Origin of the sequence: Microcoleus sp. F10-B2, from assembly GCF_036704965.1 — a bacterium.
GTDB lineage: Bacteria > Cyanobacteriota > Cyanobacteriia > Cyanobacteriales > Microcoleaceae > Microcoleus.
On the sequence record NZ_JAUBTB010000080.1, the window covers coordinates 20,803 to 33,017 of the forward strand.

7 protein-coding genes are annotated in these 12,215 nt (G+C 49.2%); 3 read left to right on the forward strand and 4 right to left on the reverse strand.

Annotated elements, in window-relative coordinates; genetic code table 11:
* Nucleotides 1–43: 43 nt before the first annotated feature.
* Entirely contained in the window at nucleotides 44–328 is a 285-nt protein-coding gene (locus QUA99_RS25050) for an ATP-binding protein (protein WP_333238616.1), read from the forward strand.
* Nucleotides 329–770: 442 nt separating this feature from the next.
* On the opposite strand, the gene QUA99_RS25055 is transcribed toward QUA99_RS25050, so the two are convergent.
* On the reverse strand, nucleotides 771–2,387 hold the full coding sequence (locus QUA99_RS25055) for a HAMP domain-containing sensor histidine kinase (RefSeq protein ID WP_333238614.1): 1,617 nt from the start codon (nucleotides 2,385–2,387) through the stop codon (nucleotides 771–773).
* 402 nt (nucleotides 2,388–2,789) lie between these two features.
* On the opposite strand from QUA99_RS25055, the gene QUA99_RS25060 reads away from it, so the two are divergent.
* Nucleotides 2,790–4,196 (forward strand): TldD/PmbA family protein, encoded by a 1,407-nt coding sequence (locus QUA99_RS25060; RefSeq protein ID WP_333238611.1) that lies wholly within the window; start codon nucleotides 2,790–2,792, stop codon nucleotides 4,194–4,196.
* 311 nt (nucleotides 4,197–4,507) lie between these two features.
* Here the strand turns inward: QUA99_RS25060 and patX are convergent, their stop codons facing one another.
* Nucleotides 4,508–4,711 (reverse strand): heterocyst-inhibiting protein PatX, encoded by a 204-nt coding sequence (gene patX / locus QUA99_RS25065; RefSeq protein WP_333238610.1) that lies wholly within the window; start codon nucleotides 4,709–4,711, stop codon nucleotides 4,508–4,510.
* 1,131 nt (nucleotides 4,712–5,842) lie between these two features.
* Nucleotides 5,843–6,574: a dephospho-CoA kinase gene (gene coaE, locus QUA99_RS25070; protein WP_333238608.1), complete on the reverse strand. Its 732-nt coding sequence runs from the start codon at nucleotides 6,572–6,574 to the stop codon at nucleotides 5,843–5,845.
* Between the two features lie 205 nt (nucleotides 6,575–6,779).
* Between coaE and QUA99_RS25075 the strand changes: the two genes are divergently transcribed.
* Complete coding sequence (locus tag QUA99_RS25075; protein ID WP_333238606.1) at nucleotides 6,780–11,927, forward strand: CHAT domain-containing protein; 5,148 nt, start codon at nucleotides 6,780–6,782, stop codon at nucleotides 11,925–11,927.
* Between the two features lie 99 nt (nucleotides 11,928–12,026).
* Here QUA99_RS25075 and QUA99_RS25080 read toward each other — a convergent pair.
* Nucleotides 12,027–12,215 (reverse strand): hypothetical protein (locus tag QUA99_RS25080; protein ID WP_333343573.1); only part of this gene is annotated, 189 nt, incomplete at its 5' end.

Here is a 12,215-nt window from a genome sequence, read left to right on the forward strand (position 1 = left end):
TGACAAAATAACGCAAATATGTATCAACTGCTAACTTTATTGGATGCCTTCGGGAAGACAAGTTTGCGCGATCGCAAACAGTTGCAAAAGCCCCATAAATGAAGAATCCAATCAAGGACGGAATTTTGCCGATTTTCAAGCCCATCCCAATCAAAGGACTATTCTGACAAAAGTAGAAGGTGAACAGGTAAAAATTGCCATCGCCGATAGCGGAAACGGAATCTCAGAAGAGCTGAAAGATCGGATTTTTTACCATCTATTTACCACTAAACACGCGGGCCAAGGTACTGGGTTTTGTCTGGCGATCGCGCGTCAAATTGTAGAATAAAAACACGGCGGCAAACTGAGTTGTATTTCTGCACCGGGAGAAGGAACGGAGTTTGTCATTGAGATTTTAATTGATTAATGCGATCGGGCTGTAGGGGCGGGTTTTACCAACAGTATTTGAGGCTAACAAACAATTTATAAAAACCCGCCCCCACCCAACCAATAACCCAGATTAACATGAGGTTCGATCCCCTCCCAAAAATATCAATTCGGATTTGTCGTAGGGCTGGGGCGGGTTTTACCAACAGTATTTGAGGCTAACAAACAATTTATAAAAACCCGCCCCCACCAACCAATAACCCAGATTAACATGAGGTTCGATCCCATTCAAAAAATATCAATTCGGATTTGTCGTTGGGCTGGGGCGGGTTTATTATATTGTTCGTTTCTGACATAGATGGTTGGTTAAACCCGCCCCTACAGATTTTGCCAGTAATTAATAACTATTGCAGCGGCAAAAATACCGTCATCACCTCACCCTTTTCAGGTCGCTGGCGAATTACCAACTTCCCGCCTGCAGCCCGAAATAAATTCTTAGTCACGCTTAAATTTAAACTCAAACTTCCCGTCTCCGGCTGCACCATCAACAAAGGCCCGATCGATCGCAAAGGAGAATTCGCCTTAGCTGCAAAAGCCGATGCGCCATTACCTTCAGGTAGGTGTTCCGATTCCAACTGCAACTTTAACTGATCGCCCGCCAATGTCACCTCCACCTGAATGCGACTCCCCGATGGCAAAGTTCGAGTAAAATTCTCAATCAAATTAGTTAAAACCTGATCCAACATCGTCGGATCGCTGACTACCGCGGGCAACTTTTTCGGAACAATAACTTCCAAAGTGTGGTTGCGCACAGCCGCCTGTTTTTGCCAGCGGGGAATGCTATTTTGCAGCACTTCACCGAGGGACATTGCTGTTAGCTGCACGCCCGAATTTTTGGCTTGCGACATTTCCAATTCCACGGCGCGGAAAATTAAACCGAAGCGATCGATCTGAGCGGTACACTCAGCATCAATCATTTCCAAACGCTTGACCACCACTGGCTCGAGTTTGGGACGTTTCAGCAACAATCGAGTCAGCGTGCGAATGGTAGCCAAAGGTGTGCGGACTTCGTGGGCGATCGCCTGTAGCAATTCCACCTCTTTAGTAGCCAGAGGAATTGGAGATTTGCAGTTGATATCTGCAGCCGATAACTTTTGACGCCTCGGGCTCAAACCATCATCAATTCTTTCATCCTTTACCCTGCCTGCTTCCTCTTTCCCAACCGGCAAATTATGCAACAGCAAGCGGCTGAACTGCATCACTGTTTGATAATTTGGAGCAACAGGCGAAAACTGCTCGAACAGCGCGTCTAATTTAGTAGAATTATTAGTTACTTGGCTAACTGGCAAATTGAAACTGCCGTCAGAATTGACAAGCAAACAGTCGCTTTCAGTCACCCTGCGCCGCAAAACTTCCCAAGCTTTGGCGACTACTTGCGGGTCGAAAGAAAATAGAAAAGCCGGAATTCCCGCAGAATTTTCACCCAAAACCATAACCAGGCTAAAACTAGCAGTTAAAACCAAACAAAACTGCTCGTGCGCCAAAGGGTCGCCGATCGCCAAAGCCAAAGCCGGGGCCGCCGCAGGCACAGATATTTGCTCATCAGCCGCCGGCAGTAGAGCTAAAGTTTGTCTAGCACGAAAAGACCACAAAGCTGCATCGCTGTCGGGAATACTGGTAAAAATCCAATTGGCAAAGCCGTCGGCCAAAGCGGGGTCAGTCAAAACCGAAGAGGGGCCGGACAACACCAATCCCTGACAGGAATTGGGGATGGTCGATCGACAAATTGCTCGATCGGCATTTGTTTTTTGTCCTGCTTTTTGCCGGTCGAGCATTTGATTCAAAGCTGCGATCGCCCCGTACCATTCCTGTTCAGCTTTCAGCCGAGCAGCCCCGCGGCTGGCAGGACACCGATGGCGGTTGTTTTCTCCTGCCAACTTAGCATCAAAGAGACTCAGGTCATTTTCTTGGCCTTCGGAGGCTAAAATTTCGCTTATTGTCGGTAAAAAGTAAGTATTCACAGTTATAAACCCACCTTCGGAGGCATGAAGGGTGAAGTATTTATGTATAGGAAAGTTCAGGAGTTAGGAGTCAGTCGATTTTAGATTTTAGATTTTAGATTTTAGATTTACCCCACAGATAAATCTGGGAGCTTGAACTTTGGTCTAAAATTTTTATCTTTCCACGACTTAAGTACGTGGCACGGTATCCGTTTTTGGGCTGGGTCAAGCACCAGCACGATCGAAAAATCCCGCATAATTTCTTGCGCCTTCCTCCTAACTCACAGGATATCCACATTTGCCAACTAACGATATTGGCAGAACCGTACCAATAAGTCGCAATCTCCGCGCTTGGGGCGATATTTTGTACGATCGCCCTAACAAAAGTGCAAAATGAAGTAAGTTAAACACCGTGCTTTCCTTATGCCCACCTCGATCGCCGACTCGAAAAATCTGCTGTCAGACTTAATGGCACGCTACCGCAACCAAGTCGATTATCTGGCAATTCGACTCGAAGAAGCCGAAGGCACCGACATCCTGCTGCGGGGCGAAAAAATTGAAACCCTCAGCGAAGGAGTCTCAATTGGCGGCCAAGTCCGAGCTTGTTACAAAGGCGGCTGGGGCTTTGCCAGTTTTAACCGACTTTCCACCCTCGCCGAAAGAATCGAAGAAGCCATCGCCGCGGCTAAACTGATCGGCGAAGAAGAAACGATTCTGGCACCTGTCACCCCAGTACAAGATATTTGCTTGCTGCCGCTGACAGGAACAGACCCCCGTCTGGTTCCCCTAATTGACAAAAAGCAATTGTGCGATCGCTACGCGGCCATCCTCCGCAGCATTGACCCCCGCATCGCCACAATCTCCGTGCGGTACGGCGACAGCACCCAGCGGATGATCCTCGCCACCTCCGAAGGCACCATGCTCGAACAAGGTTGGGCAGACATGGAAATGCGGTTTGCCGCCACGGCCCGCAGCGGGGAAACCGTACAAACCGGCCGCGAAACCACGGGTTCCCGCAAAGCTTACGAAGATTTAACCGATCTCGATGTTCAAGTTCGCAGCGCCGCCCAGAGAGCCGTAGATTCCCTAGCCTTACCCCCCGTCCAAGGCAACACCTACACCGTCGTCATCGACCCAATTTTGACCGGATTGTTCGTCCACGAAGCCTTCGGACACCTTTCCGAAGCCGACATGGCCTACGAAAATCCCGACATTTTGGAAATTATGACCCTCGGCCGCCAGTTCGGCCCCAAAAACTTGCAAATTTTCGACGGTGCAGCGCCAGAGGGACACCGGGGCAGCTATTTCTACGACGACGAAGGCACTCCCGCGACTACGACTCAGTTAATTAAAGACGGCGCTTTAGTCGGGCGGCTGCACTCGCGGGAAACTGCGGGCAAGTTGGGAGAAACGCCTACTGGCAATGCTCGCTGTTTGAATTATCATTATCCGCCGATCGTCCGCATGACGAATACTTGGATCGAACGGGGTGACACGCCAGTTGCTGACCTATTTTCGGACATCAAAGAAGGAGTTTATGCGCGCAATTGGCAAGGCGGCATGACTAACGGCGAAATGTTTACTTTCAGTGCCGGCGAAGCTTGGATGATCCGCGACGGAAAACTCGACAATCCGGTGCGGGATGTTACTCTTTCGGGTAATGTTTTCAGCACTTTAGCCGATATTGAGGCGATCGGCGACGATTTTTACTGGGATGAATCCGGCGGCTGCGGCAAGGCAGGACAAAGCGGTTTGCCGGTCGGCTGCGGCGGCCCTAGTTTGCGGATTCGCGATGTCGTGGTTGGCGGCGAAGCTGCGGAAGAAGATTAAAGCTGCAAAAGTTGAAAAAATTAAGGTAAAGCGCCAGATTCCTACTCGCGCTTTACCTTGATTTTTTCAGTGCAACATTTCGCGCCGGTTTGTGGCCTGTGATATCTTGAGTACGCTTGGTCAAAAAACCGGAACAGTCAAAAATTAGGTGTTGAGTCGTCAAATACCTCTAAAAAATCGGTTTTTTGGTACGCAGTACGTAAGTCCTGAATTAATGGATGGAAATATTCAATTTTTCTCCTCTTCTCCCAATTTTCGATTCTCCCCGTATTTACCTAATTCCCAACAGACAATTATCGCTTTTTTCGCCTTTATCTCCCGCTTCCTCGTTCTGGCGGCGTATCTTTATCGTTATCTGCGTAAAAGGTCTGAGTTTCGGCTAAGGCGGTTAAAATTTCGGGATCGGAGTTGTGTTGAGCAAAAAAGGTCGATCGAGTTTCTAAGCTTTGAGCGTTAACTGCGGTGCCGCTCAGTAACAGGCTTGACATCAGGATGGAAGAGTAAACGCGCATCATCAATTTTGGTGTTTGTATTTTCCCCTTCTTGATACGCAATCTGTACTCTGCTATCAGGATAAAAAAAATTAATTGCGGCGAAACCATCAATTAGTAATTTACTGCACCTGCACTTTTTTTTAGTTTTGGTTAAAAGCGGGTGAAATCCATCATCTAGCTCGCTTGTTCGCGGATAATTTCTAGTTATCTCCTACTGGCGGGCAACCAGCAGAATTCAAGACCGTGTTCAAAAAAAGAATGCTATTCTATGCCCGTGTTCCCAACCCTGGTAGTTATATAGCAATCCTTGCAGGAGTGGTAAATTTTTTACCCCACCCCAACCCTCCGCGAACCCGCTCTGAGTCCGTAAGAAATTCACAAATGATGCGAGGATTGCTATAAATCATTCCCAAGTCTAAGGGAGCATCTCATATTTGTAAAAACACTTTTTCTGGCTCTTTCCTTCTTCCTCTTTCCCCGCAGCAAGAGAGCCTCGCAGCAAGAGAGCCTTAAAACTCCAATTTCTAGCTTAACTGCTTTCATTGAGATGCTCCCAAATCTAAAATCTAAAATCTAAAAGGGTCTGACCCCTGGAATCCTCTTGAAACAATCTGCAAATAAGGAAACGAAAACCGCAAACTATAAATTTTTAATACTCTTCAGATTAATTTCATAATTTATTGATATTAGGATGCCACCCTCGAATTAAAGACAAAATAGCAAAGTACAGAGGCGCGTCATCAGCACCCTACATATAAATTAAATTTTTGGGTGCACGAGATTCCTTAAAGCAAGCAATGTCTAATCCTTCAGATTAACTTCATAAATGGTTGCTACGGTATTTTTAAAGGAATTGTGAACGTTTGTTGTTGTTTTTTTCTGCTCTTGCTTTTTGTCAAAATGGCTAGCGCGCCGCTCCGAAGGACGAGTCGAAAGCGGTTCTGGAAAAACAGCCAGTTCACAAAATCGTGGAGTCAATCTCAAATCTCAAATCTCAAATCTTACATCGACTGACAAGCGAATTTCAAAGGTGGTACCCGCCACGTGATTTATCTCGCGCAAGTCAATCCCAAATCTCAAATCTAAAATCCTCAAGCCCCCGAATTTATCTCGCGCAAGTCAATCCAAAATCTAAAATCTAAAATCTAAAATCTAAAATCGACTGACTTGCGCATCTATCTGCACGAACAGCGAATCGAGGGTTGACGAGTTGTCCAAAATAACATCAGCTTGTTGGCACTTTTGAGCTAGCGGCAACTGGGCGTTAATGCGGGCATTAGCTCGATCGTAACTCAAGCCGTCTCGCTGCATTAGCCGTTCTAACTGCACTGCGGGCGAACAGTACACCACCCAAATTTCGGTACACAAGTCAGTCATGTTAGCTTCAAACAGCAGCGGCACTACCAAAACCAAAGTCAACGTGTCAGTCGGGGCGCAGAAACCGGAGTTTTTTTCAACAATACTTCGTTCTAGCTTTTGATCGCGGTGAACAAACCCGGTTTCTTGAGTTTTTGTACTTAAGTCATTTGTGCCCTGGGATACCGGAGTCAATGCAGCAATGCAGCTTTGAGTTTCCTCAACAAATCGGCGGCGGACATAAGGGTGAATCTGTTGTTCCAACCACTCCCGCTCGGCTGGGTTACAAAAAATAATATTTCCCAACTCGGGCCGATTTAAATTGCCGTCGGGGAGCAAAATGCCCGCGCCGTATCGTTCTACAATAGAGTACAGTATTGGCGAACCGGGGTTCACAGCTTCGCGGGCGTAAATATCGGCATCTAAAATCGGAAATCCACAGGCATCTCTCAGATAGTTAGATATAGCGGTTTTACCGGTGGCGATGCCCCCAGTTAAACCAATCAGACGCACAATTCCATCGCTCATAATTTTCTCTGTTGAAACTTCCTGTGTTTCGACACTTACTGTCAGTCTTTGCTATGTTGGTGACACAATCAAATTTAGACTGAAAATTTAAGATTTGCGATCGAGAACTAGCGTTAGGAAGTGTCAGCATTGGGGTGCGATCGACTCTTTTTTACCTAAAATCTCAATTTTAAACTCGAATCAAGGTCTAGACCGAGGCAAACTTATGAATGCTCAACGTGCTGTGCGGTCGATTCTGGCAGCAATTCCCATTGCCGGATTTTGGATATTAGATTTTTCCCCCAACCTGCTTTTCCTCAAAGAAAATAGCAACGGATGGGTATTCGTGGCAATTTATCCCCAATCTCAAATTGCTGCGGCACAATCTATTACTCCAGCCCCAGACGGCACCGGAACCGCTGTCACCGCCCCAGGTACAGGGTCGCCCCCTCGCTACGACATTCAAGGCGGCACTCCCTCCAGAGACGGAGCAAATTTGTTCCACAGTTTTACTCGGTTCAATCTGAATTCTGGCGAAACTGCCAATTTCATCTCCAACCCAACCGTTAAAAATATCCTCGGCCGCGTTGTCGGCGGGGACGCTTCCTTAATTAACGGTCTAATTCAAGTTAGCGGCGGCAATTCTAACTTGTTGCTGATGAATCCCGCAGGCATTATTTTTGGAACGAATGCCCGACTTGATGTGTCCGGGTCTTTTTTTGCTACCACCGCTAGCGGTATCGGTTTTGACGACCGTTGGTTCAACAGTACAGGGGCGAACGACTACGCAGCCCTAGTCGGAACGCCGAATGCTTTTGTTTTTGGACCGCAGCCGGGAAGTATTGTCAATGCGGGTAACTTGGCTGTCGGAACCGGGCAAAATTTGACTTTGCTCGGCGGTACGGTCATCAGTACGGGCAAACTTTGGGCCCCGGGCGGTCAAATTACTGTGGCGGCTGTCCCGGGCGAAAATCTGGTGCGGTTCAGTCAAAACGGACTTTTGCTGAGTTTAGAAGTTTCTCCGGCTGCGGGAGTCTCGGGTTCGGAAGCTCTTCCCTTCTCTCCCCAGAGTTTACCTCGGCTGCTTTCGGGCCCGGGCGCGGCTAACGCTACGGGTATAACTACGAACGATCGAGGTGAAGTCGTGCTGACAGGCGGGCAAACAGGGCCTGCAGGTGCTGGAACTGCGCTGGTAGCGGGTGATGCGGACGTGTCTGCCAGGGGGGGCGCGGGAGGAAGCGTCAACGTGTTGGGCGACAAGGTAGGGCTGTTTGGAGCGAAGATTGAGGCTTCGGGGCCGGACGGTGGCGGAACGGTGCGGATCGGGGGAGATTACCGAGGCGAGGGAACTGTGCCGAATGCCAGGATGACTTACGTGGATGGCAAAAGTTCGATCGCCGCCAACGCAACTGAATCAGGCAACGGCGGCAGAGTTTTTGTCTGGGCGGACAACACGACAGCATTTTTAGGCAGCATCAGCGCAAATGGCGTTTCTGCAACGGGAACCGCAGGTGTTGGCGGGTTTGTGGAAGTTTCGGGCAAGCAAAGATTGATTTTTGACGGTACTGTCGATACTTCCGGGACAAACGGTTTGGGGACGTTGCTGTTAGATCCAGAGAATATTTTAATTACAGATTCCTCAGAAGGTACCGGCGATGCGGCAATAATTGCCAACAATAATATTTTGTCAACAGGAACGCCATCATCACAGCCAAACAATTCTGAGCCTTCGCTGACAATTTCGGCAAAAGCTTTGGAAAGTATGTCGGCTACGTCAAATGTGGTTCTCGAAGCGCTCAACGATATTACAATTGCTGATTTGGCGGACAATCAGTTGAGCTTTCAAGCAACTACTGGTTCGGTGACATTGAGAGCCGATGCCGATCGCAGCGGCGCGGGTGTTTTTTCGATGAATTCTGGAGATACAATTAGTACGGCTGGCGGTGCGATCGCCATTTCGGGAAATAAAATTACTGCGGGCAATTTGTCGAGCAACGGCGGAAATATTAGTTTAATTAGTCAGGGATCGACCGTTGCCAACAATATTTCTTCATCGAATCCCAGCACCGGCAGCAGCGGAAATATTTTACTGGAAGGCCTGAACGTAACGGCCCAAAAACTTGATGCCAGCGGCCCGGAAGCGGCGGGAAATGTAACTTTGACAGCTCAGAATGTTCTGGGAGTGAGCTTCGTCGCAGGGGGTTCGGGAAACATTACTTTGACTGGTAATGAAATTAATTTGACTGGCGACAAAAATTCAGTCAGCGGCACAGGCTTTTTGGTACTGCAACCTTGGAGTTCAGGTCAAAATATTGCGATCGGCGGTTCTGGAGATGTCGGCACTAATATTTATTTGAATCTGACGGCAAGCGACCTCGGAAGTTTGCAAAATGGATTTGCTGGAATTACGATCGGCCGCAGTAACGGTATCGGTTCGATTCTGATTGCCAACGATTTTACATTTTATGACCCGCTAATTATTCAATCGCCGGCGGGTTTGGGAACAATCACTACCACAAGTTCCCTGACAGGGGCAGACAATGCCTCCATTACTCTCAAAGCTGACGGCAATATCAGAACCGGAAATATCACTACCCACAATCAGGAAATTCGCCTCGCCAGCACCGCAGGCAATGTCACAACCGGTCAGCTACGTACTGGAACTGCCCCCACCATCAACACTTCTGTCAATTCTGCCAAAGTGCCGCACTCGGAGGCGGGAGATGTTAGCGTTACCGCACAGGGCACGGTGACGGCAGGGGCGATCGACACGAGGGGCGATCGCGCGGGGAATGTGACGCTGACGGGGCCCAAGGGAGTCACTGCGGGGGCGATCCAAGCTGGCGGGTCGAAAACACCGGGAAATATTACTTTAACCGGCAACGATATTGACTTGACCGGTGGCAACAATTCGATCGCCAGCAACGGCAATCTGGTGCTGCAACAGGCCGATCCCAGTCAAAATATTGTAATTGAAGGTTCTGGCGATACCGATGCTCTGAACTTGAGTGCTGCTGAATTGAGCACTTTTCGGAATGGGTTTGCTTCGATCGCGATCGGGCGCGCTGACGGTAGCGCTACGATCTCGATTGCTTCTGAAACGCCAAATTCAACGCCAAATTCAACGCCAGTGACGGTGACATTTCAAGATCCGACGACGATTCAATCGCCCTCTGGCAGCGGCGCGATCGTGGGAACGGGTGCGATCGTCGGCACTGATAACGCCACGATCTCTCTGATGGGCGGTACTGTAGCCGTCGGAGACGTTACCTCGATTGCGGGGATTAACATCACTAGCAGTCAAGGCAAGTTGACTGCTGGTACGGTTTCATCTCGCTCAACTTCCGGGGTGGCGGGCCCTATCAATATTCGCAGCGCCGGTGCGGTAGAAATGGGCAACATCGATGCTTTTGGTGCCAAAAGCGGGGGAGATATCTCGATTGCAGCCCCGGGCCGGATTGTTACAGGGGTGATCAACTCTAGTTCGCAATCGGGAACTGCGGGTTCGAGCAAAATTACCGGGCAGAAAGATGTTGAAGTTGTTTCGATCAAAGCTCGCGGCAATACGGGCGGTGATGTGGAAATCGATGCTGGGGGAGCGTTTCGGGCTGCGGGAACGGGAACGGCTGCCGATCGCGCCGAGGTCAGCATTTCTACAGACGGGCTGGCTCGATCGGGTTCGCTGACCCTCTCTCAAAGCACTTGCCCGTCGGGAACTTGCACGGTGGCGACTGTTGAGACGGGAAACTCGAAGTCGAATGCTGCCACCTCCTCAACTACTATCGGGCCGCTGGCGATCGTGTCGAGTCCGGCACCAACTACCAGCGTGGAACTGAAAACTACAGACAATTCTCAACAAATTGTGACTCAGGTGAGTCTGGGCCCTGCAGCGTCTGCGCCCAAGAGCAGCAACACAAATGTCTCGCCAGAACCTGCTGCTGCGTCTGTTGAGGCGGGGTCGAACGAGACTGCGACCGGCTCGGTATTGCTGTCGCAGTCGGTGTTAACAGACAATCAGGGTGCACCTGCTGCCACAGAAAACGGCAGCTTGCAGGCAACTGGACAGAAGCCGGCGAGCGGGGTGAGTGCAGAAAGTATCGGGAATGTGAGGGTTCCTGAGATTTCTCGATCGAGTTCGATCGGGCAAATAAATCCGATCGACGCAGTGCAGCAAAGGGATCGAACTCAGGGCCGGGAATTTGAACGTTACTTTGGGGGCACTGTCACTGAAAAGTCGGTCACGCAGCAAAGTATTCGAGATACTCTCAGCAGCGTCAATCGGTTGACTGGAGTTAAACCCGCCATCCTTTACGTGTGGGCAAAAGAGAAACATTTAGAACTTGTGTTGTTATTGCCAGACGGCAAAAATGTTTTTAAAAGCGTGCCTGCCAGCCGCGAGACAGTTCTGCAAGTTGCTAAAGAATTCACTAATGCTATCAGAACTCCTAGGAGATTGAATGCTGCTGATTACAAGGAACCTGCCGAGGAACTTTACCAGTGGTTAATTGCACCGCTGCAACCGGAATTGGATGCTAACAAGATTGACACTTTGGTGTTTTCGATGGATGCCGGTTTGCGGACTTTGCCTTTGGCTGCTCTTTACGACGGCAAGCAGTTTTTGGTAGAAAAGTACAGTTTGGGGCTGATTCCGAGTTTGAGTTTAACTGATACTCGCTATGCCGATGTTAAGGGTTCTGAAGTTTTGGCGATGGGTGCGTCGAATTTTCCGGCTAAATACGAGCAAAATCCTTTGCCGGCAGTGCCGCTGGAAATATCGACAATTGTGGGCAAGATTTGGCCGGGTTCGTCTTTTCTCAATGAAGCTTTTACTTTGGCAAATTTGAAGCAGAAGCGCAATCAACCGCAATACAAAATTATTCATTTAGCTACTCACGGCGATTTTCAGCCTGGGGGTGCCCAAAATTCTTACATTCAGTTTTGGGATACTAAGTTGCAGTTGAATCAGTTGGATCAGTTGAAGTTATCTAACCCGCAGGTGGAGTTGTTGGTTTTGAGTGCGTGTACTACGGCGGTGGGAGACGAACAAGCTGAGTTGGGGTTTGCGGGGCTGGCGGTGCACGCGGGGGTAAAATCGGCTTTGGCGAGTTTGTGGTATGTCAGCGATGTCGGTACTTTGGGGCTGATGACTGAGTTTTACCAGCAGTTGCGTACAGCGCCGATTAAGGCTGAGGCTTTGCGGCAAGCGCAGTTGGCGATGCTGCGGGGAGAAGTGCGCTTGCAAGATGGTTATTTGGTGCGATCGGGCAAAAATCAAGCTCTGCCTTTACCCTCGGAGTTGACCGCCCGGGGCGATCGAAATTTGTCGCATCCTTATTATTGGGCCGCTTTTACCATGATCGGTTCGCCGTGGTAATTTTGAAGGCAGAGGGTGCGATCGCCCAAAAAAACCGGGAGAGAACAAGTCGCAAAACTCATAGGATGGGAATACCTAAAAAGTTTTAGCCCCGATAAATTATGGATCGCGAATTAAATAATTTACACATACAGCAGATTCCACGTTTATGAAGTACACCCAGATTGCTCTTCTATTGCCGTAGGGACACGGCACTGCCGTGTCCCTACCTCTGTTGTGTACCTCACTAACCTGAAAAGTGCTGTATTTGTGGGATGGGCGTCCCGCCCGTCCTTTCTGGACGGGCGG